This window comes from Azospirillum isscasi (assembly GCF_030849505.1).
GTDB lineage: Bacteria > Pseudomonadota > Alphaproteobacteria > Azospirillales > Azospirillaceae > Azospirillum > Azospirillum isscasi.
The window spans coordinates 1-20,809 of record NZ_JAUJFI010000022.1 but is presented as its reverse complement, the minus strand read 5'-3'; the positions used below and the strand labels follow the sequence as shown (position 1 = coordinate 20,809).

General features: G+C 70.2%; 24 protein-coding genes. 13 read left to right on the top strand and 11 right to left on the bottom strand.

Annotated features, from left to right (window positions below):
- Positions 1-73: 73 nt before the first annotated feature.
- The 9 genes from QSG27_RS06995 to QSG27_RS06955 all read right to left on the bottom strand — a co-directional run bounded on the left by QSG27_RS06995 (position 74) and on the right by QSG27_RS06955 (position 8,903).
- Positions 74-1,345 carry a TRAP transporter large permease gene (locus tag QSG27_RS06995; RefSeq protein WP_306704559.1) on the bottom strand — a complete coding sequence of 424 codons (1,272 nt, stop codon included), beginning with the start codon at positions 1,343-1,345 and terminating at the stop codon, positions 74-76.
- Positions 1,346-1,376: 31 nt separating this feature from the next.
- Positions 1,377-1,982, bottom strand: a complete 606-nt coding sequence (locus QSG27_RS06990) for a TRAP transporter small permease (RefSeq protein ID WP_306704557.1) — start codon at positions 1,980-1,982, stop codon at positions 1,377-1,379.
- Between the two features lie 14 nt (positions 1,983-1,996).
- Positions 1,997-3,385, bottom strand: a complete 1,389-nt coding sequence (locus tag QSG27_RS06985) for an amidase (RefSeq protein WP_306704554.1) — start codon at positions 3,383-3,385, stop codon at positions 1,997-1,999.
- Positions 3,382-3,603 carry a hypothetical protein gene (locus QSG27_RS06980; RefSeq protein WP_306704553.1) on the bottom strand — a complete coding sequence of 74 codons (222 nt, stop codon included), beginning with the start codon at positions 3,601-3,603 and terminating at the stop codon, positions 3,382-3,384. Before QSG27_RS06980 ends, QSG27_RS06985 begins: the two co-directional genes overlap by 4 nt.
- Before the next feature lie 81 nt (positions 3,604-3,684).
- Positions 3,685-4,452: a GntR family transcriptional regulator gene (locus tag QSG27_RS06975; protein ID WP_306704552.1), complete on the bottom strand. Its 768-nt coding sequence runs from the start codon at positions 4,450-4,452 to the stop codon at positions 3,685-3,687.
- The gene (locus tag QSG27_RS06970) at positions 4,449-5,633 is read right to left on the bottom strand and encodes a CaiB/BaiF CoA transferase family protein (protein ID WP_306704550.1); all 1,185 of its coding nucleotides are present in this window, start codon (positions 5,631-5,633) and stop codon (positions 4,449-4,451) included. The genes QSG27_RS06975 and QSG27_RS06970 overlap by 4 nt, the downstream gene beginning before the upstream one ends.
- Before the next feature lie 123 nt (positions 5,634-5,756).
- Complete coding sequence (locus QSG27_RS06965; RefSeq protein WP_306704548.1) at positions 5,757-6,935, bottom strand: acyl-CoA dehydrogenase family protein; 1,179 nt, start codon at positions 6,933-6,935, stop codon at positions 5,757-5,759.
- 23 nt (positions 6,936-6,958) lie between these two features.
- Positions 6,959-8,365, bottom strand: coding sequence for an MmgE/PrpD family protein (locus QSG27_RS06960; protein WP_306704546.1), 1,407 nt, complete (start codon positions 8,363-8,365; stop codon positions 6,959-6,961).
- 40 nt (positions 8,366-8,405) lie between these two features.
- Positions 8,406-8,903, bottom strand: coding sequence for a MaoC family dehydratase (locus QSG27_RS06955; RefSeq protein WP_306704544.1), 498 nt, complete (start codon positions 8,901-8,903; stop codon positions 8,406-8,408).
- Positions 8,904-9,039: 136 nt separating this feature from the next.
- Here QSG27_RS06955 and QSG27_RS06950 point away from each other — a divergent pair, with 136 nt between their 5' ends.
- The 3 genes from QSG27_RS06950 to dctP all read left to right on the top strand — a co-directional run bounded on the left by QSG27_RS06950 (position 9,040) and on the right by dctP (position 12,347).
- Positions 9,040-9,927 carry an HpcH/HpaI aldolase/citrate lyase family protein gene (locus tag QSG27_RS06950; protein ID WP_306704542.1) on the top strand — a complete coding sequence of 296 codons (888 nt, stop codon included), beginning with the start codon at positions 9,040-9,042 and terminating at the stop codon, positions 9,925-9,927.
- A gap of 54 nt (positions 9,928-9,981) precedes the next feature.
- Positions 9,982-11,184: an MFS transporter gene (locus tag QSG27_RS06945; protein WP_306704540.1), complete on the top strand. Its 1,203-nt coding sequence runs from the start codon at positions 9,982-9,984 to the stop codon at positions 11,182-11,184.
- Positions 11,185-11,315: 131 nt separating this feature from the next.
- The gene (gene dctP / locus QSG27_RS06940; RefSeq protein WP_306704538.1) at positions 11,316-12,347 is read left to right on the top strand and encodes a TRAP transporter substrate-binding protein DctP; all 1,032 of its coding nucleotides are present in this window, start codon (positions 11,316-11,318) and stop codon (positions 12,345-12,347) included.
- A gap of 78 nt (positions 12,348-12,425) precedes the next feature.
- On the opposite strand, the gene QSG27_RS06935 is transcribed toward dctP, so the two are convergent.
- Both QSG27_RS06935 and QSG27_RS06930 read right to left on the bottom strand, forming a co-directional pair.
- Positions 12,426-13,127: an SDR family oxidoreductase gene (locus QSG27_RS06935; RefSeq protein ID WP_306704536.1), complete on the bottom strand. Its 702-nt coding sequence runs from the start codon at positions 13,125-13,127 to the stop codon at positions 12,426-12,428.
- An 86-nt stretch (positions 13,128-13,213) separates the two neighbouring features.
- Entirely contained in the window at positions 13,214-13,339 is a 126-nt protein-coding gene (locus QSG27_RS06930) for a hypothetical protein (protein ID WP_306704534.1), read from the bottom strand.
- Positions 13,340-13,797: 458 nt separating this feature from the next.
- Here QSG27_RS06930 and QSG27_RS06925 point away from each other — a divergent pair, with 458 nt between their 5' ends.
- The 10 genes from QSG27_RS06925 to QSG27_RS06880 form a co-directional block, all read left to right on the top strand.
- Positions 13,798-14,454, top strand: a complete 657-nt coding sequence (locus QSG27_RS06925) for a response regulator transcription factor (protein ID WP_306704532.1) — start codon at positions 13,798-13,800, stop codon at positions 14,452-14,454.
- A 206-nt stretch (positions 14,455-14,660) separates the two neighbouring features.
- Complete coding sequence (locus tag QSG27_RS06920; RefSeq protein ID WP_306704530.1) at positions 14,661-15,812, top strand: methyl-accepting chemotaxis protein; 1,152 nt, start codon at positions 14,661-14,663, stop codon at positions 15,810-15,812.
- 89 nt (positions 15,813-15,901) lie between these two features.
- Positions 15,902-16,273, top strand: a complete 372-nt coding sequence (locus tag QSG27_RS06915; RefSeq protein WP_306704528.1) for a response regulator — start codon at positions 15,902-15,904, stop codon at positions 16,271-16,273.
- 20 nt (positions 16,274-16,293) lie between these two features.
- Positions 16,294-16,659, top strand: coding sequence for a hypothetical protein (locus QSG27_RS06910; RefSeq protein ID WP_306704526.1), 366 nt, complete (start codon positions 16,294-16,296; stop codon positions 16,657-16,659).
- Positions 16,649-18,142, top strand: a complete 1,494-nt coding sequence (locus QSG27_RS06905; RefSeq protein ID WP_306704524.1) for a hybrid sensor histidine kinase/response regulator — start codon at positions 16,649-16,651, stop codon at positions 18,140-18,142. Before QSG27_RS06910 ends, QSG27_RS06905 begins: the two co-directional genes overlap by 11 nt.
- A 12-nt stretch (positions 18,143-18,154) precedes the next feature.
- Positions 18,155-18,559 (top strand): response regulator, encoded by a 405-nt coding sequence (locus tag QSG27_RS06900; RefSeq protein WP_306704522.1) that lies wholly within the window; start codon positions 18,155-18,157, stop codon positions 18,557-18,559.
- A 52-nt stretch (positions 18,560-18,611) separates the two neighbouring features.
- Entirely contained in the window at positions 18,612-19,424 is an 813-nt protein-coding gene (locus QSG27_RS06895) for an STAS domain-containing protein (protein WP_306704520.1), read from the top strand.
- A 4-nt stretch (positions 19,425-19,428) separates the two neighbouring features.
- Positions 19,429-19,809 carry an STAS domain-containing protein gene (locus tag QSG27_RS06890; protein ID WP_306704518.1) on the top strand — a complete coding sequence of 127 codons (381 nt, stop codon included), beginning with the start codon at positions 19,429-19,431 and terminating at the stop codon, positions 19,807-19,809.
- A complete protein-coding gene (locus QSG27_RS06885; RefSeq protein ID WP_306704517.1) occupies positions 19,806-20,222 on the top strand; it encodes an anti-sigma regulatory factor in 417 nt (138 codons plus the stop codon). Before QSG27_RS06890 ends, QSG27_RS06885 begins: the two co-directional genes overlap by 4 nt.
- Positions 20,222-20,809 (top strand): ATP-binding protein (locus tag QSG27_RS06880; protein WP_306704515.1); only part of this gene is annotated, 588 nt, incomplete at its 3' end. The genes QSG27_RS06885 and QSG27_RS06880, both read left to right, overlap by 1 nt.

Below are 20,809 nucleotides of genomic sequence, written 5' to 3'. Positions count from 1 at the left end.
CCCCCCATGATGCCGGAAGATGGACGAGCCGGAGCCCCGATGCAACCGGTGTACGAGGGCAGCGTGAGGGCGCCTACTTCACCAGCACCAGCGACAGGGCCGGGAAGGCGTTGATGACGACCAGCGCGACCACCCGCATCCCATAGAAGGGCAGCACGCCCTTCACGATGGAATGAAGGGGCATCTTGGTGATGCGGCTCATCACGAACAGGTTCAGGCCGACCGGCGGCGTCAGGGTCGCCACCTCCACCAGCGCGGTCATGATGACGGCGAAATGGATCAGGTCCACCCCCACCGCCTGCGCCATCGGGAACAGGATCGGCGACAGCAGCACGATCATCGACACGCCGTCCAGGAACATGCCGACGACGATCAGCAGCAGGTTCACCACCAGCAGGAATTCGAAGGGGGAGACCTGCGCCTCCTTCAGCATCCCGGTCAGTTCCGCGGCCAGACCCAGGCGCGTCAGCACCGCGGTCAGCAGGCCGGAGCCCAGCAGTACGCCGTAGATCATCACGGTCTGCAGCACCGATTCCCGCGCCGTCTCCCACACCGCGGCGAGGTTGGCCGTGCGGTAGACCAAGGTCACCAGAACCACCGCATAGACCGCGGCCAGCGCCGACACCTCGGTCGGGGTGAACCAGCCCATGTAGATCGTGCCGATGATGATCACCGGCATCATCAGCGCCCCGGCGGCACCCGGCAGGCGCTGGCCGAAGCCCTTCCAGTCCGGACGCTGCCCGACATGGCCGTAGCCCTTGACCCGGCTGACGATCAGCGTGGTGATGCCAAGCAGAACCGCCTCGAACAGGCCGGGCACGATGCCGGCGATGAACAGGTCGGTGATCGGCAGCCCGACGATGGAGCCGATCAGGATGAAGGTCAGCGATGGCGGGATCATCAGCCCCAACGTGCCGCAGACCGCCACCAGCGAGGCGGCGAAGCGGGCGCTGTAGCCCTCCGCCGGCAGCAGCTTCACCGCCGCCGGGCCGAGCGCCACGGCGCAGGCCACCGACGACCCGTTGACCGCCGCGAAGAACACGCTGGACATGGCCAGCGCCAGCGCAACGCCGCCGCGGAACCAGCGGATCACCGTGCCGACCAGTTCCAGGATGACCAGCGCGAGGTTGCCGCGCGACATCAGGTTGCCGGCGAAGATGAAGAACGGGATGCAGACCAGCGCGTATTTGTCCACGGAATCCCAGGCCATCTGCGCGACCAGGACGACCGGGATGTTGAAGTTGAAGGTCAGCAGCCCGACCGCGATGACGCCCAGCGCCAGCGCGATGTGCACGCCCCCCGCCACGAGCAGCAGCAGGCTGACGACGGCGATGATGGTGGTCATTGGTTTTCCTCCCTTGTCCGATCGCCGCCGCCTACAGGTTCTCGCCTTCGGTGGGCGGATCGGGATCGTGGCCGCGCAGCAGCAGGATGATGTTGCCGACGAAGGCGAAGCCGTAGAGCACCCCGCCCAGCGGCAGCACCAGCCGCACCGTCCACAGCGGCAGGTCGAGGTTGGATTCCGTGAACATCCCCACGGCCTGGAGGTGGGAAACCTCCTGCACGCCGGCGATCACCAGCAGGACGCTGAAGCCCAGCCCGATCAGGCTGTTCAACCAGGCGAACGCCAGCCGCGCCCGGTGCGGCATCATGTTCAGCAGCAGATCCATGCGGATGTAATGGCCGTGGCGCGTGCCGACGCCCAGCGACAGCAGGACGCTCCACACCACCAGGAAGCGGACCAGTTCCTCCGCCCACCAGTGGCTTTCCGACAGGAGGGAACGGCTGGACGCCTCGTAGAACATGAAGCCGATGGCCGCCATCATCAGGATCGTGGCGGCGTTCAGGAGGATGCGGTCCTCGATGAAGCTCCACCAGAGCGGCAGGCCGCGGCCCGGCGGCGCAGCGGCATCCGGCCGGGCGTCGGAGGCGACGGCGTGGCCGTGCGGAGACGCGGGATTCATGGTGTCGGTTCCCGGCATGGGTGGAACTCCCTTCACGAGAAGACCTGTGTCTGGGGGACGCGGCGCAGCCATCCGGCGGCGCGTTCGTGGGCGTCGGCGATGCGCAGCAGCGTGGCCTCCGCCTGCGGGCGGGCGATGAGCTGGAGCGCCACCGGCATCCCGTCCGGGTCGAAGCCCGCGGGGGTGACGAGCGCCGGCAGGCCGAGGTAGGACACCGGGCGCGTCAGCGCCGCCACCCCGGCGACCACCGCGGCCATCGCCGGTCCGGCCCCCACGTCGGTGTGCGCGGCGGTCGGCACGCGGGTGCGCAGGGCGGGAACGAACAGCGCGTCGCAGCGGGCGAAGGGGCCGTCGATCATCGCCTGGAGGTGCAGGGCGCGGAGCTGCTTCGCCTGGAGGTAGGAAGCCGCCGGCACCATCAGCCCTTGCAGCAGGCGGGCGCGCACCTGCGGGCCGTAATCCTGCGGGCGCTCGCGCAGCCAGGGCAGGTGCAGGGCCGCCGCCTCCGGCGTGAAGACGAGGTTGGCGAGGTCGCCGTACGGCCCGTGGTCGGGGATGTCCACCTCCAGGAAGCGGGCGCCCGCGCGCTCCAGCACCGCCCGCGCCCGCTCCAGCGCCGCGGCCACCGCGGGGTCCAGGTCGTCGTAATAGAACCGGCGCGGGATGCCGAGGCGCAGGCCCTCGACGCCCTTGCCGATGCCGTCCGCGGCGTCCGTCCGTCCGGCGATGAGCGCGAACAGCGTCGCGACGTCCTCGGCGCTGCGGGCCAGCGGGCCGATGCAGTCCAGGCTTTCCGACAGCGGCATCACGCCGTCCATCGGGGTCGCCCCCTGCGTCGGCTTCAGCCCGACCACGCCGCACAGCGCCGCGGGAAGCCGCACCGACCCGCCGGTGTCCGACCCCAGCGAGCCGAAGGCCAGCCGCGCCGCCACCGCCGCCCCGGACCCGGAGGAGGACCCGCCGGTGATGCGGTCGGGGTCCCAGGGGTTGCGGCAGCGCCCGAGATGGGCGTTGTGGCCGGTCGGCCCCATGGCGAATTCCGCCATGTGCAGCGTGCCGAGCGTCACCGCCCCTGCCGCGTCCAGCCGTTCGATCACCGTGGCCGTGCGCTCCGGACGGAAGTCGCCGCGGATCGCCGGGGAGCCGCAGGTGCAGGGCTTGCCGGCGCGGTAAAACATGTCCTTGTGGGCCAGCGGGACGCCGTGCAGCGGCCCGCGCAGCCGTCCGGCCCGGACCTCCGCGTCGGCGCTGCGGGCGGCGGCCAGCGCCTCCTCCGCCTCCACCGACAGGAAGGCGTTGAGCGTGGGGTTCAGCCGGGCGATGCGGTCGAGGCAGGCTTCCGCCAGGGCCTCCGCCCGCAGCGTGCCGTCGCGGACCGCCTGTGCGGCGCCGGTCAGGGTCAGCGTGGCGGGATCGGTCATGCCCGCTCCCCGGCGATCAGCGTGGCGATCAGCGCGGGGTGGGCGCCCAGCGGCACGTCGAACAGCGGGCCATCCGGCGCCGCCGCCGCCATTATGCCCGGCACGGCGGCCAGCAGGCGCCCGCACAGGGCCGCGTCCGCATCGTCCAGGGTCACGCCCTGAAGCGCGGCCAGAGCCCGCGCGCAGGCGGCGGCGTCCCTGGTGGAGTGTTCCGTCATTTCTTCCCTCCCTTCCGGTGCTGTCCCCGCACGGCTCTTCCGGCCATTGTCCGCGGGCAGGGCCTTCAGCGGCCCGGTTTCTCACCCGGTTCTCTGAAGCGTCATTTCATAGCGGTAGCGTCCGGCGGCGTGGCTGTTGACCGCCACTTCCAGCACGTTCCCTTCGGCATCCAGATAATGCCGGATCACCACCAGGATCGGTGTGCCGACCTCCACCGACAGGCGGGAGGCCAGATTGGCGTCCGCCGAGGTGGCCTCGATCGACTGCACCACCTCCGCGATCCGCAGCCCGTAGCGGCTTTCCAAAACCGCGTAGACGGCGACCGGGAAGGTCCCGATGGCCTGGGCCACGTCGGCGTAGGCGGCGGGCAGGAACACCTCGGTGTAGCAGAGCGGCGTCCGCTCCTCCGGCTGGCGGCGCAGCGCCACGACCCGGACCCAGGGCGTGTCGGGCGGCGACTGGAGAAGCTCCGCCGTCCGCCCCTCCACCAGGACCTTCTCCACCGCCAGCACCTCCAGCCGGGTGGAGGAGGCGTACTGCCCGATCTCCGCGAGGCTGGACAGCGCGTTGTGGAACCGCCCGTCGGGCCGCGCCGCGGTCACCACCGACCCCGAGCCCTGGCGGCGCGCGATCAGCCCGAGATCCTGAAGCCGGCGCAGCGCCTCCCGCACCGTGTAGCGGCTGGCGGAGAAGCGCAGGCACAGCTCCTGCTCGGTCGGCAGCCGTTCGCCGATTCCGACCCGCCCGTCCACGATGTCGGCGTGCAGCGCGTCCAGAACCTCCTGGAAGCGCGGCCCCTCGGTGGCGGCGGCGGCGGCGGCGGCGGCGGGGCGAACGGCGGGCTTCACAGCGCCCCCTGTTCCCGCAGGGCGGCGATGCGCTCCGGCCCGATGCCGATGCGGCCCAGCACCTCCTCCGTGTCGGCGCCCAGCGCCGGAGCGGTCCGGGTGGGTAGCGTCTCCCCGCCGATGCGCACCGGCCCGGTCAGCATGCGCACCGCACCGTCCGGGCCGGTGAAGTCGGCCACCCGGCCGCTCTCGCGGACGAAGGGGTTCTCCAGCGCCTGGGCGATGTCGAGGACCGGTGCGGCGGGGACGGCGCCGCCGAGCGCCTCCACCCACTCCGCCGTGGTGCGCTGGCCGAGCGCCTCGTCCAGCAGGACGGTGAGCAGCTCGCGGTTGGCGAGCCGGTCCTTGAAGCTGCGGAAGCGCGGGTCCTCCGCCCATTCCGGCCTGCCGATCCGCTCGCAGAGCACCGGCCAGAACTTCTCCTTGTTGCACATGATGAACAGCCAGCCGTCGCGCGTCCGGTAGAGCTGCGACGGGGTCAGGGAGGGGTGCGCGGAGCGCGGCTCCCGCCCCTGGTTGTGGCCGCCGTTCAGGTACCAGGTGGCGAGGTAGGTCATGTTGTGCAGCGCCGTGTCGAACAGGCTGACGTCCACGTCCGTGCCCTTGCCGCTGGCCCGCGCCCCGACCACGCCGGAAACGAGGCCGAAGACGGTCATCAGGCCGGTCATCATGTCCACCACCGACATGCCGAAGCGGGCGGGCGGGCCGTCCGGCTCGCCGGTCACCGACAGGTAGCCGGCCTCCGCCTGCATCAGATAGTCGTAGCCCGGCCACGCCCGCCGCGGCCCCTGCCGCCCGTAGGCGGACAGGTGGGCGCAGACGATCTTCGGGTTGACGGCCTTCAGATGCTCGTAGGTCAGGCCCAGCTTGTCCGGCAGGTCGCCGCGCAGGTTGTCCAGCACGGCGTCGGCGTGGCGCACCAGCTCGTGCAGCACGGCCATGCCTTCGGGGTGCTTCAGGTTCAGGGTGATGCTGCGCTTGTTGCGGTTGAAGGACTGGTAGAAGTGGCTGTTGCCGGGGCCGAAATAGTGGGGGCCGACATGGCGGCCGACCTCGCCGCCCTCGGCGGGATTCTCGACCTTGATGACCTCGGCCCCGAGGTCGGCCAGCAGCATGGTGCCGAACGGGCCGGCGCCGTATTGCTCCACGGCGATGACGGTGACGCCTTCGAGGGGTAGCACGCGGTGTCTCCCTGATGGGGGTGCGAGGGGGCGTGGGGCGTGGTTGCGCCGGGGCCCCACCCAACCCTCCCCCTGCGCAGCGGGGGGAGGCCGGGAAGGGGGCCCGTCGCGGCCACCCAACCCTCACACCGGGTTCTGCTCGATCAGCCGCTTGGCGATGATGATGCGCTGGATCTCGTTGGTGCCCTCGCCGATGCACAGCAGCGGGGCGTCGCGGTAGAGCCGCTCCACCACGAACTCCTTGGAGTAGCCGTAGCCGCCGTGGATGCGCATGGCGTCCATGGCGTTCTCCACCGCGGCCTCCGACGCGAACAGCTTGGCCATGCCGGCCTCGTAGTCGCAGCGCTCGCCGCGGTCGAGCGCGTTGGCCGCCTGCTGCACGAGAAGCCGCGCCGCCGACACGCGGGTCGCCATGTCGGCCAGCTTCATCGCCACCGCCTGATGCTCGTGGATCGGCTTGCCGAAGGTCTTGCGCTGCTGGCTGTATTTCACGGACTCGTCCAGCGCCGCCTGGGCGACGCCGACGCCGCGCGCCGCCACGTTGACGCGGCCAAGCTCCAGGCCGGAAATGGCGCAGGCCATGCCGCGGCCCTCCACCCCGCCGATCAGCCGGTCCGCCGGGACGCGGTAGTCCTCGAAGACCAGCTCGGCGGAATCGATGCCCTTGTAGCCCAGCTTCTCCAGCTTGCGGCTGACCGTGAAGCCCGGCCCCTTCTCGGCCAGGACCATCGACATGCCCTTGTGCCGCGGCTGCGCGGTGGGGTCGGTCTTGACCAGCAGGGCGAAGCAGCTTCCCTGGATGCCGTTGGTGATCCAGGTCTTCGAGCCGTTGATGACGTAATCGTCCCCGTCGCGCCGGGCCACCGTGCGGATGGCCTGGAGGTCGGTGCCGCAGTCCGGTTCCGTCAAGGCCAGTCCGCCGCGCAGCTCGCCGGTGGCGAAGCGCGGGAGGAAGGCGGCCTTCTGCTCCTCCGTCCCCGTCTTGTTGACGATGAAGGCCATGATGAGGTGCGAATTCATGATGCCGGTCAACGACATCCAGACCGTCGAGATCCGCTCGATCATCTTGGCGTAGGTGGAGGGGCGCAGGCCCAGCCCGCCATACTCCTCCGGGATGGTGGCCCCGAAGAGGCCCAGTTCCTTCATCCGCTCGACGATCTCGTCGGGATAGATGTCGTCGTGCTCCAGCTTCAGGGCGACCGGCTTGACGTGGCGGTCGAGGAAGCGGTCCACGCTGTCGAGGATCAGGCGTTCCTGCTCGTCGCGTTCCGCGTCGGTCATCGTGGTGGTGGTGGCGCTCATGGCGGGTTCCCCGGAAAGGATGGTCAGCGGACGGACGGCGACAGGACGGACAGGGCGTCCGCCGCGCACGGAGCCCGGTCGAGGCCGAGAACGGCGTCCGCGATGCGGGCGGCGGCGGTCTCGTGCACGGCCATGGCGGCGTTGCCACGGTACTTGTCCACGATGTCGGCGTTGGACAGCGGGCGGTCGGCGGCGCCGCGGTTGATGTGCTCGCGGTGGCGCAGCTCCCGCCCGTCGTCGAGCGTCACGATCAGCTCGCCCGAGTAAGCCTTCGGGAAGGGCGAGTCCGGATCGGGGCGGTAGGAGACCTTCGACGCCACGTCGAGGATCGCCGCGTCGCCCAGCGCGTCGTTCTCCAGCTCCGCCAGGGTCAGGCGCCCGCGCACCAGCGCGGCGGCGACCAGGAAGGGCACGCTGAACTGCGCGTCGTAGGAGTTGGCCGGGCGCTTCTTGTTGGCCTCCGGCTCGCAGACGGTCTTGACGACCTGTTCGGGCACCAGCGCTTCGATGCGGCGGATGCGCGCGCTGTCCAGCCCGTCGCGGCGCAACCGCAACGCCGCGTCCACGCAGGCGTGGGTGAAGTGGCAGGCCGGATAGGGCTTGATCGCCGTCGCCATCAGCTCCCACGCTTCGCCGAGTCCGGCGGTGGCGATGCCCAGCTCCGCGCGACCGGCCTCCTTGCCGAGATAGGCGTTGAACAGGCCGAAACGGCCCTCATAGGGGCGGGTGACGCCGACGAAGCCCTCGCGGGCCAGCGCCGCCGCGGTGATGCCCGCCGCCGCCGCCCAGCCGGGGTGCAGGCGCTTGTTCCAGGCGCCGTCCTCCAGGAATTCCAGGCTGCCGCTCGCCATCGACAGGGCGATGCCCTGGGCCGCGGCCAGTTGCGCACGGGTCAGGCCGAGCAGCCGGCCCGCGGCCAGCGCGCAGCCGAACACGCCGATCATGCCCGTGGGGTGGAAGCCCACCTGATGGAAGCCGCCGCGCGCCACCGAGCCGAGCCGGGCCGCCGCCTCGACGCCCAGCACATAGGCGCTGACCGCGGACCGTCCGTCCGCCCCGGTCATCGCCGCCGCCGACAGCACGGCGGGCAGCACGCTGGCGGTCGGGTGGATGACGCCGCCGATGTGGGTGTCGTCGTAATCGAGGCCGTGGCAGAGCAGCCCGTTGACCGTCGCCGCGTCGCGGGCGGGGAGTGCTGCGGGCATGCCGATCACCGGCACCGGCCCCTCCCCCGCCAGCCCGCGCAGCGCGGTCAGCGTCTTGTGGGCGAAGTCGTAGCGGGTCGAGGCCAGCGCGATGCCCACGGCGTCCAGCATGTGGTGCGGCGCGCGGGCGCGGACCTCCTCCGGAATGGCGTCGTCCGGGGTGTCGGCGACGAAGGCCGCCAGTTTCGCGGCGATGGATTCCGAGTTGGAATCGGTGACGGGCATGGTTCCTCCCTTTCTTTCTTGTCCGTTCAGCGTGTCCGGATCAGTCGCCGATGCCGTGGCCCCGCTTGGGGACCAGGCTGGCCCGTTCGAAGGTCAGGAAGACCGTGCCGTCGGCCTTGTAGCCCTCGGTGTAGGTGGTCACGATGCCCTGGGTCGGGCGCTTCTTCGATTCACGCACGTCCAGCACCTTGGAACGCGCGTAGACCGTGTCTCCGGGGAAGACCGGGGCGACCAGCTTGATCTCCTTCCAGCCGAGGTTGGCGACGGACTTGTAGGAAACGTCGTCCACCGTCATGCCCAGCACGATGGCCAGCGTCAGCCCGCTGTTGACCAGCGGCTTGCCGAACTCCGACTTTTCGGCGAAAGCGTGGTCGCAGTGCATGGGGTGGCGGTTCATCGTCAGCAGGCTGAAGTGGATGTTGTCCGCTTCGGTGATCGTCCGGCCGGGGCGGTGTTCGTAGACGTCGCCGACGGTGAAATCCTCAAGGTAGCGGCCCAGGTCGGCGACGACGGTCCGCGGTTCCAAAATGTCAGGCATGGGCGGGCATCTCTTGTCTGCGGATCGGAGGGGGATCGGCATCGGCGCGGATCATTTCAGAGTGACATGGTCCGCGTCTGTGATAGCATGTTGTACGTACAAATAACACGCCCCTCCAACCTTGGAAAGCGTTTTCATGCTCAACAATCCGCACAGCCCCGCAACGGCGCCGGACGCGCCGGTCCGCCGGTCCTACCTGTTCGTTCCCGGCGCCCGCCCGGACCGCTTCGCCAAGGCTCTGGCGGCGGGCGCCGACGCGGTTATCATTGATCTGGAAGACGCGGTGGCCCCTGCCGACAAGGATGGCGCCCGCACCGCCGTCTGCTCCTTTCTGCGCGAACGCGCGGCGGAATCCGGCCCGGCGGTTTTCGTTCGGACCAATTCCCTGCGCAGCCGCACCGGCATGCTCGACATCCTGGCTCTGACGGACGGCGCGGCGCCGGGCTGGGCGGGCCTCCTGCTGCCGAAGGTGGACGGGGCGGAGGACGTGCGGCTGGCCGCCGGGCTGCTGGACGAACGGGGCCTCCCCGGCACGCTGGGCGCGCTGATCGAAAGCGCCGACGGACTGGAGCATGCGATGGCGATCGCCGCGGCCTCCCCTCGCCTGTCCTTCCTGATGTTCGGCGGGGCCGACCTGTCGGCGGAACTGCGCGTGCCGCTGGCCTGGGAGCCGCTGCTGCACGCCCGCAGCCGCGTCGTGCACGCAGCGTCCCGCTTCGGGCTGGACGCGCTGGACATGCCCTGGATCGCGCTGGACGACGAGGAGGGCTACCGGCGGGAGCTGGCGCGCAGCGTCCTGCACGGCTTCACCGCGCGCTCGGCCATCCACCCCAAGCAGATCGCCGCCATCCATGACGCCTACACCCCGCCGGCGGAGGCGGTCATCCAGGCCGGGCGGGTCCTCGCCGCCTTCGAGGCCGCGGGCGGCGGCGTCTGCACGCTGGACGGCAAGCTGGTCGAACGCCCGCTGGTGCAGGGGTCCCATCGCATCCTGGCATTGGCCCGGCGGGCCGGAATGCTGTAGGCCGGAGATCGCCCGCCCATGAGCCCCGCACCCCCGCCATTTGTCCGGACTCCCATGACCACGCACGAGACCCCGCCCGCCCCCTTCCCGCTCCTGTTGGCGGAGGTGACCAGCGTGCAGACCGTCGCCACTTTGTCCGTCCTGACCCTGGCGACCGTCGCGCCGCTGGCCGCGGCCTCGCTGGGGGTGGGGTCGGAGGCGGTCGGCTACCAGATCAGCGTCATCTACGGCGCGGCGGCCCTGGTCTCGGCCTTCGCCGGGCTGGTGGTGCGGCGCTGGGGCGCCGGGTCGGTGGGCATCCTGGCGATGCTGCTGGGGATGGCGGGGTGCCTGGGCATCGCCACCGGCCTGCTGTGGGTCGCCGCCTTGGCGTCGGTGCTGATCGGCATCGGCTACGGGCTGGTCAACCCCTCCTCCTCCCACCTGCTGAACCGCTTCACCCCGCCGGCCCGGCGCAATCTGGTCTTCTCGCTGAAGCAGACCGGCGTGCCGCTGGCCGGCGTGCTGGCCGGGCTGCTGCTGCCGGGAATCGGGGAGCTTGCCGGCTGGCGCGGGGCGGCGGTGGCGGTCGCCGGGATGTTCGCCCTGCTGCTGGTGATCTTCGCGCCGGGACGGCGGATGTGGGACGACGACCGCAGCCCCGGCCTGCCGATCCGCGGCAACCTGATGGAGGGGCCGCGGCTGGTCTGGCGGGTTCCGGCGCTGCGCGGCTTCGCGCTGATGGGTTTCTGCTTCTCGGCGATCCAGTTGTCGCTGATGGCCTTCACGGTGAACATGCTGGTCCACGACCTGGACTGGTCCATCGTCTCCGCCGGGCTGGCCGTGTCCCTGATGCAGGCGGCGGGGGCGGCGGCGCGCATCGGCTGGGGGCTGCTGGCCGACCGGCTGCGCTCCGGCGTGGCGGTGCTGGGCGGGATCGGCGGGCTGTCCGCCGCCGCCGCCCTGGTCACCGCCACCCTGGCGCCGGGCTGGCCGGTGCCGGCGGTCCTCGCCGTGCTGACGGTGTTCGGAACGGCGGCCATCGGGTGGAACGGCGTGTTCCTGGCGGAGGTGGCGCGGGTCGCCCCGCGGGGCACGGCCAGCACGGCGACGGGCGGCGCGCTGATGTTCACCTTCTCCGGCGTGGTCGTCGGGCCGGCGCTGTTCGCCACCCTGTTCAACAGCGTCGGCAGCTATGGCGAGACCTTCGCCCTGATGACCGCCTTCCCGCTGGCCGGGGCGGCGGCGGTGCTGTGGTGGTCCCGCCGCAAGGGGTGATGCCGGAGGTGATAGGCCCTATCGCGTAGAGTTGTCCGTACAATAATGTTGGCATGCCCTATTGTTTTCCCCTATGATCGTTCGGACAAGCGGGCCAGAAGCGTCCGAACGCAGCCATGGGAGGGATGCCAATGTTCAATCCGTCGATGTTCAGGCCGTTTTGGGCGAGAACGCTGCTGGTCGGATTGGCCGTAGCCGGGCTGGCCGCCGGAGCGCCGGACCAGGCCCGGGCGCAGGCGGCGCCGATCGAGATGGTGATGACGGACGAGATCGCGACGTCGCACTGGACCGCCAAGATGATGGACGAGTACGCGGCCCTGATCGAGGAACGCTCGAAGGGCCGCATCAAGCCGAAGGTCTTCCACTCCGGCACGCTCTACAAGGACAAGGACGCGGTTGCCGCGCTGGGCTCCGGCGCGGTGCACATGGTCTGGCCGGTCAGCGTGCAACTCGAAAGCATCGCGCCCCAGTACGGCGTGGTGAACCTGCCCTTCGCCGTCACCGACGAGGCGATGTCCAAGCCGGAGGTCGCCAAGGAGGTCGCCGCCCTGCTGTCCGGGCTGGTGGCCGACAAGGGCATCCGCGTCATGGGGCTGATGCGCACCGCCGACCTGATCTTCCTGTTCAAGGACAAGGAGATCGATTCCGTCGGCGACCTGAAGGGCAGCAAGATCCGCCTGACCGGCGGGCGCGTGCTGCAATTGCTGATGCGCGACTTCGGGGCCAGCCCGGTGTCCATGCCCGCCTCCGAAATGGCGGCGGCGCTGATGCAGGGGGCCATCGACGGGATCTACACCTCCGCCGGCGGCTGGGAGATGGTCGGCACCAACGCCGCCAAGGTGGCCTCGCTGGTGCCGGGCATGAGCCTGCTGACCTATTCGGTCCTGGTGGACGACAAGTGGATGAAGGGCCTGCCCGACGACCTGCGGCAGGTCGTGGAGACGACCACCGGCGAGATCGTCGCCAAGCAGTGGCAGCGCGCCATCGACGCCGACAAGAAGACCATGGACCAGATGATCGCCACCGGCGGGCGGCTGGCCGTGGTTCCGCAGGGCGAGCAGGCGAAGTTCCGCGACATCGCCCTGAAGGTCAACCAGGACTATGTCCGGCGCTACCCGGAGATCTGGAAGCAGTACCAGAGCATCGTCGGCAACAAGAGCTGAGGCGATCCCCCTCGCTTCGCCCTGCGGTGCGGGCGGCGCTCCGGACAGGACGCCGCCCGCACCGTCTTTTTACGCGCCTTACACCGACCGCGACAGGCCGCCGTCCACCCGGATGTTCTGCCCGGTGATGTAGCCGGCCCCCTCGGAGACGAGGAAGGCGACGGTCGCCGCGATCTCCCCGCTCTTGCCGTAGCGGGCCATCGGCACGCCCTGGCGCCGCTCCTCCGTCGCCGGAAGGCTGTCGATCCAGCCGGGCAGCACGTTGTTCATCCGCACATTGTCGGCGGCGTACTGGTCGGCGAACAGCTTGGTGAAGGAGGCCAGCCCGGCCCGCGCGACGGCGGAGGTCGGGAACATCGGGCTCGGCTCGAAGGCCCAGGCGGTGGAGATGTTGACGATCGCCCCGCCCTTCTGCCGCACCATGACCGGGGTCACCAGCCGCACCGCGCGGACCACGTTCAGGAAATAGACCTCGATCCCCTTGTGCCAGTCCTCGTCGGTCAGCTCCAGCAGCGGCTTGCGCGGGCCGTGGCCGGCGCTGTTCACCAGCGCGTCGATGCGGCCCCACCGCTCCAGGGTCTGCTCGACCAGACGCTCCAGGTCTTCGGCGGACTGGTTCGATCCGGTCACGCCGATCCCGCCCAGTTCTTCGGCCAGGGCCTCCCCCTTGCCCGAGGAGGACAGCACCGCGACCTTGAAGCCGTCCGCCGCCAGCCGGCGCGCCGCCGCGGCGCCCATGCCGCTGCCGCCCGCGGTGATGATGGCAACCTTATCGCCCATGATTCGTCATCCCTCTCCTGCCGGAACGGTTCGTCCGCTCCTTCGTCCTGTATGGCACCGGACGGACGGGCGAGGGAAGCCGACGCTCAGCGGACGAAGAGAAAGGCCAGCGAGGCGACCGGAGCCACCGTGACGAAACCGACTGCGACAATACGCTCGACCGGGCTCCAGGACGCCCAATCCCGCTGAAGCGAGGACAAGAACGACTTCATGTTCCCTCCCGGACCGACCGATGTTGCAGTGCAAATAAGATACGGTCTTTCGGGGCGTCCGTGCCACCCGGGCGGCATCCGGATCACAAAATATCGGGGGGTGATGCAGACCCGCCACAGGCCTGAAAGCGGCAATCCGACAGGGTTCCGCGGTGCCGGCGCCGCCAGAGGTTGCCCGGCCGCCGCAGGGGACGGCGGAGACCCACCCCAAAACCGCGTTGCGCACCATGGAGCGCCCCGGCAACTTAATTCCTCTCATCCGGACGAAATGTTCACGGCAGGGCCTTATTATTATTCGTGAACAAGAGATTCCAGCCCGGGGAAAACATTTGACCTCTAAACAAACCGGAAACTCAGGCGTTAACTTTTACTAAACCGATTCTCCTTATCGTTGTCCTGCCATGAAGCAGTCCGCACATTGTCTGCACTCAAAACCTTCTATATTGGCAGGCGGCCCGATGATCGCTCATCAAGACGTGCATATTATTGACGATGACCAAAACATCCGTCGGGTGCTTGCCAGTACGTTATCGAGTGCGAGAACAATCAGCCACGAGTATGGAACCGCGGCGGAGTTCCTGGAGGCAGGCCCGCACATTGGCGGCTGTGTCGTCACGGACGTCCGTCTGCCGGATATGGACGGCATTCGTCTGGTTGAAATCCTGCGGGAACGGAAATTCGACCTGCCGATACTGGTCATGACCGGTTACGCCGACGTCGATCTGGCCGTCCGCGCCATGAAGGCCGGCGCTGCCGATTTCCTCGCCAAGCCGTTCAGCAACGCCGCTTTCCTCGAAAAGATCGAGACCTGCCTGGCGATCGGACGGGCGCGGACCCGCGTCCACACCCGCCGCCGCAACGCCGCCGAGCGCCTGTCCGCCCTGTCCGGCCGGGAATCGCAGGTGCTGCGCCTGGTCATCGGGGGCAAGCAGAACAAGTGCATCGCCTGGGATCTGGGCATCAGCATCAAGACGGTCGAAGTCCACCGCGCCCACATCATGGAAAAGACCGGGGCCTCGTCCATCGTCGAACTGGCCCGCATGTGGGAAATCTCAGGCATGGGATCTGTTGAAGACGACGCCTCCATGTCTCCGGCCCTGGCCCTGGGAGCATGAATTCAGGGAAGGCGGGGCGCGGATTCGTCTTCCGGAAATTCCCGCACCGCAAGTTATATATCAGGGTTGGCCCTAACTGGTGCGTTGCGCAGGGTCGGTCCATGTTTGCCGACCAACAAAAGTAAGGGGTCACCATGGCGCTTGCCGCCGATCTCCCATTGCCGGCCGACAGGAGTTCCCGGCGACCGTCCGGTCTGGCGGCGACTTTGGGAATCGCCGTCGCGCTGAGCCTTGGCGCCTCGGTGATCCCGGACGTCGCGTGGCCGGCGCGCGTCCTGGCGCTGCTCGCCGCCTCCACCACGGCCTTCGCCCTGGTCCGCGGCCTCCGCAGCGGCGACGGCGCCCGGCCTGCCCCCGCCCCGGCGGCGCTCCTGGACGCGGCCACGGAGACGGCGGCCGGCCAGGCCCGGGAAACGGTGCTGTCCGCCCCGGAGACGGGCACCCCGCGCGACCTGAAGACCGCCATGAGCCTGTTCAGCTCCGTCATCGTCGATCAGGTGGAGACCTCGGTCGCGGCGGTGGTGCAGGAGAACAGCCAGATGCGCGAGATGGCCCAGGAGATGGCCACCGCCGCGGTGCAGGCCAACGAGCAGTTCGGCAAGTCCATGGCCGGCGCCAGCGCCGCGGAGGACTGCATCGAGCGGCTGGGCAGCGTGGGCGAAGGGCTGTCCGGCGCCATCGGCATCATCGTCGGCGAGATGAACGAAACCATGCGGGTGGTCCGCGACGCCACCGAACGGGCCGACACCACCCGCCAGTGCGTGGACACCATGGCCGGTCTGGCCCAGGACGTGAGCGACACGGTGGGGCTGATCGGCGACATCGCCCGCCAGACCCGCATGCTGGCGCTGAACGCCACCATCGAGGCGGCCCGCGCGGGCGAGTCCGGCAAGGGCTTCGCCGTGGTCGCCAGCGAGGTGAAGGCGCTCGCCCACCAGACCGCGACCGCCACCGACACCATCACCGCCCGCATCGCCTCCATGCGCGACACCACGTCCGCGTCGGTGGATGCGCTGCGCGGGCTGGTGGACACCATCGCCCAGGTGGACGCCGCCAGCCAGCGCATCGCCGCCGCCGTGCGCCAGCAGGAAGGCTTGGCCCGCGACGTGAACGGCAGCCTGGGCCAGATGCACGACGCCGTGTTCAGCCTGTCGCGGGAAATCCGCGAGGCGGCGCAGATCGCCGCCAACAGCGGCATGCTGTCGGAACTGGTGCTCGACACCGCCAACGAGGTGGACACCCACATGCACCAGCTCCGCGACCGTCTGACCCAGGTGGGCAGCGGCATGGCGATCCAACCCATGGACTCCGGGGCGATGGAGTCCGGGCCAATGGAGTCCGGGCCGACGGCGTCCTGACCGGCAGGGCCCGCCGCCCCCTCTTCGCCTTTCCCTTTTCCTCCTCCGGTGCCGGCGGACGCCGCACCGCTCCATGAAAGCCCCGACCGATGAGCAGCACGATCCTCATCCTCGACGACTCTCCCACGATGGTGATGAGCCTGTCGCGGATTCTCCAGAAATCCGGCTATGCCGTCGTCACCGCCGCCAACGGCAAGGACGGCCTCGAGAAGCTGAAGACCGGCACCAAGCCCAACCTGATCCTGACCGACCTGAACATGCCGGTGATGGACGGCATCACCTTCATCAAGGAAGCGCGGAAGAACTCCACCACCCGCTTCACGCCCATCGTGGTGCTGACCACCGAATCCATGCCCGGCAAGCGGGACGAGGCGCGCTCCGCCGGGGCGTCGGGCTGGCTGACCAAACCGACGCCGCCCGACGAATTGCTCGCCACGCTGAAGCAGCTTCTGCCATCCTGAGGGGAAAAGGAGGAAGCCCCGTGGGTTCGACGAAGGAAGACTGCCCCCGCGTCTGCCGCGTCCTGGCCGCCCAGGTCGCCGAGGTGCAGGCCCGTTTCGAATCGTCCAGCCAGGAGCTGATCGCCACCCTGGACCGGCTGGACGGGATGCTGGCCGCGGACTCCGCGCACGCCCGCGAAGCCGCCGCCATGCAGGAGGCGCTGGACGCGCTGCTGTTCGCGCAGGCGCAGGAGCACGACATCATCCGCCAGATGATGGGGGTGATCGCCCACGCGCTGCGCCTGCTGCCCGACCACATCGACCTGGACCAGCTCGTCGGGCTCTACATCTCCGATGCCCAGCGGGACGTGCATCGGGCCGCGCTGGAGCGGAGCGATGCGGACTGACCCCGACGCCGTGGAGGCGGCGCTCGACAGCGCGCGCCTGGCGGTCTTCCGCCACGAGCCCGACTGGTCCGGCGGCCCCGGCGGAATCGCCGGGGATCTGGAATGGATCGGCTGCCGCTACGGCGTGGACGGGATCGACGGCCAGGGGCTGGCCGCCCTGCTCGACGCGGTGACCGACAGCGACCGCGACAGCCTGCTGGGCCTGTTCGCCCTTGCCGGCGGCGCCGTCCGGGGCGGCGAGTTCCGGCTGAAGGGAGCCGGGCGGGACATCCATCTGTCCTGCGACGCCCTGGTGGAATCCGGCGCCACGGGACGCCCGCTGCGCATCACCGGCACCATCCAGGACATCAGCGAGCGCCGCCGCTTCGAAGAGACGCTGAACGACACGCTGCGCGCCAAGCAGACCCTGCTGGCGATCATCGACGCCTGCCCCGTCAGCATCTCGGTCGCCGACGCCCGCCAGCCCGACGTTCCGCTGGTCTACGTCAACCGCCGTTTCCAGAGCCTGACCGGCTACGAACCGGCGGAAACTCTGGGGCGGAATTGCCGGTTCCTTCAGGGGCCGGGCACCGATCCGGAGACCGCGGCGGCCATCCGCCGCGCCGTCGCCGGGGGGGAGCGGATCGACACCCGCATCCTGAATTACCGCAAGGACGGCACGCCCTTCGTCAACGAACTGCTGCTGGCGCCCATCCGCGACGGCGACGGCGCGGTCACCGCCTACATCGGTTTCCAGAGCGACGTCACCGAGGAAGCCCGGCGCGAGGAGGCCGAACGCCAGCGCCAGCGGATGGAGGTGATGGGCCGCATGATGGGCGGCGTCGCCCACGAGATCAACAACCTGCTCCAGCCCATCACCCTGCTGACCCAGGAGTTGTCGGACCGCCACCCGGACGACGCCGACGCACCCTATCTGGACATGGTGCTGGATTGCGCGCGCAAGGCGCGGCGGATCATCGGCGACCTGCTGGCCTTCTCCCGCCCCGGCACCCACATGGCGGAGCCGGTGACCGCGGGCGCCCTGGTCGCCGCCACCCTGCCGCTGGTGTGCAAGGCGGTCGGTCCCGGCGTGGTGGTGAACGAGCGCACCGACGACGCCGGATCGGCCCTGGTCCTGCGCGCCGACCGCACGGCCTTCGCCCAGGTGCTGCTGAATCTGGCCGGCAACGCCGCCGCCGCCATGGGCGGAACCGGCGCCATCGCCGTGACGCTGGGCCTGGAACCCGCCGACGGGGCGGCGCCGCGGCGCGCCCGCATCACCGTGGCCGACACCGGCTGCGGCATGGAGCCGGCGGTCCTGGAGCGCGCCTTCGAACCCTTCTTCACCACCAAGCCCGTGGGCCAGGGCACCGGGCTTGGCCTGTCGGTCGCCTATGGGCTGGTGAAGGAGATGGGCGGCGACATCGCCCTGTCCAGCACCCCCGGCGCGGGCACGGTCGCCACCCTGCTGCTTCCCGAATTCGAACCACCCGCCACCGCCTGAGGAGACACCGACATGGCACGCATTCTGGTCATCGAAGACGTCCCCTCGGTGATGTTCTCCCTGCGCATGGTGCTGGAGGGACAGGGCCACAAGGTCGCCACCGCCGGCGACGGGGCCGAGGGGCTGGACCGCCTGCGCCGCGACGCCTTCGACGTGGTGGTGACCGATATCTGGATGCCGGGCAAGGACGGCGCCACCGTGATCCGCGAAGGGCGGGCGGCGGCGCCGGGGACACGTTTCCTGGCCATCACCGGCGGCTCGCCGAACAGCGCCAACGGTGCCTCCCCCGGCGCCTCCCCCGGCGCCGGCATCGAGAGCCTGCGGCAGGAGGATTTCGGCGCCGACCGCATCCTGTTCAAACCCTTCGAACGGCAGGAGCTGATCGGCGCCATCGACGCCCTGACCGCCGGCTCCTGAACCGCCCGTCCCCGACCTCCCGCCCCGCCCCTCCGCCATGAAAGCCGCCGCCATGCCCTTCCTCCACGATCTCGCGCCCGCCTCCCTGCTCAGCGAGCGCCAGCGCCTGCTGACCGTCTGGCGGACCTATCTGGGCGACTATCTGCCGATGCCCCAGATCGACCACCGCATCGTGCAGGATCTGTGCGAGGGGCTGCTGGACGCCTTCACCGAGGCGCTGGGCACCGCGCCGCCGGTGATGACCGAGGGGCTGCGCGATCTGCTGTCGGCCCTGTCGGTGGAGTTCGCCGAGCGGGGGCTGACCCCGTCGCAGACGGCCACCTTCGTCTTCAGCCTGAAGCATGTGCTGAACGAGGCCTTCTCCGGCGGCTCGGGGGCGATGGAGGACATCCACAAGCTGGTCGACGCCATGGGCCTCTATTCCGTGGACGCCTTCATCGGCCGGCGCGAGCAGATCATCCGCCGCCAGAGCCAGGAGCTGGTGGACCTGTCGGTTCCCGTGGTGCCGCTGTGGGAGGGGGTCCTGTCCCTGCCCATCATCGGCACGCTGGATTCCAGCCGCGCCCAGGCGATCACGGAGAAACTGCTGTTCGAGATCGCCCGCAGCGGGTCGCGCTACGCCATCCTGGACATCAGCGGCGTGCCCACCGTGGACACCCAGACCGCCCAGCATCTGGCGAAGACCGTCGCGGCGGCGCGGCTGATGGGGGCGGAATGCGTCATCACCGGCATCCGCCCGGCCATCGCCCAGGTCATGGTGTCGCTGGGCATCAACCTGTCTTCCATCGAGACGCGCTTCTCGCTGGCCGAGGGGCTGCGCTACTGTTTCGGCAAGCTGAACTACACCGTGATCCAGGGGGGCTGAGCCGATGACGGCGGCGACACCACCTTCGGCCCACATCATCCCGCTGGACGGCATCCTGGTCGTCACCCTGCCGCCGCTGCTCGGCGACAGCGATGCCGAACATCTGGCGGAGCAGGTGGGCGAGCGGCTCGTGGCGGAGCAGGCGCACGCCGTGCTGATCGACATGGCGCAGATGCGCATGATCGATTCGCACATGGGGCGTGTGCTGAACGTGATGGCCTCGATGATCCGCATGCTGGGAGCCGAGACCATGGTGGCCGGCCTCCGCCCGGAGGTCGCGATGACCATGGTGGAACTGGGAATGGATCTGGGCGGCATCCGCGCCGCCCTGTCGGTCAGGCACGGTCTCGCGGATCTCCGCGCCCGCGCGGGCAGGTCGGAGTGAGGCCCGCCGCGCGCCCGATCCGCACGACCGTCCCCGTCCATGGCGAGGAATCGCTGGCCGCCGCCCACCGCACGGTGGACGAGGCGGGGCAGGCCCTGGGCTATGGGCTGGTCGATCAGACCAAGCTCGTCACCGCGGCCAGCGAGCTGGTGCGCAACATCGTGCTCTACGCCGGCTCCGGCCAGATGGAGGTGGAGGAGCTGAGCCGCGGCGGCCAGAGCGGGCTGCGCCTGACCTTCACCGACCAGGGGCCGGGCATCCCCGACGTGGGCCGCGCCATGCAGGACGGCTACAGCACCGGCAAGGGCATGGGGCTGGGCCTGCCCGGCGCGCGGCGGCTGGTGCACGAGTTCTCCATCGACTCCGCCGCCGGTTCCGGCACCCGCGTCACCATCGTCCTGTGGAGGCGCTGATGCTGCCCCCGCACTGCCACCGCCGGCTGAGGATCGACGACGCGTCCGCCCTGACCATGGCCCGCGGGCTGGCCGCCGATCTGGCCGCCGCCCAGGCCCTGGGGGAGGACGCCGCCGCCCGGCTGGCGCTGGTGGTGAGCGAGCTGGGAAGCAACCTGCTGAACCACACGCCGGAGGGGGGAAGCCTGCTGCTCCGTCCCCTGCCGGCGGAGCGGGCGGGGGAGAGGGCCGGCGTCGAATGCGTGGCGTTGGATCACGGGCCGGGCATCGTCGATCTGGGCCGCGCCATCGCCGGCCCGTCCCACCCTCCGGGGGCCGGACCCGCCGGAGGGCTGGGTTATGGGCTGGGGGCGGTCCGCCGGCTGGCCGACCTGTTCGACATCCACACCCAGCCGGGGACCGGCACCGCCGTCCTGGCCCGCGTCATCGCCCAGGGCGGCGGGAATCCCGCGGGCCTGCCGCCGCCGCCCGCAGCCGGCGGCGCCATGATGCTGGCGATGGCCGGCACCGACTGGTGCGGCGACGGCTGGCTGGTGCGCGGCGACGGGCTGGTGCTGGCGGTGGACGGGCTGGGCCATGGCGAGGCC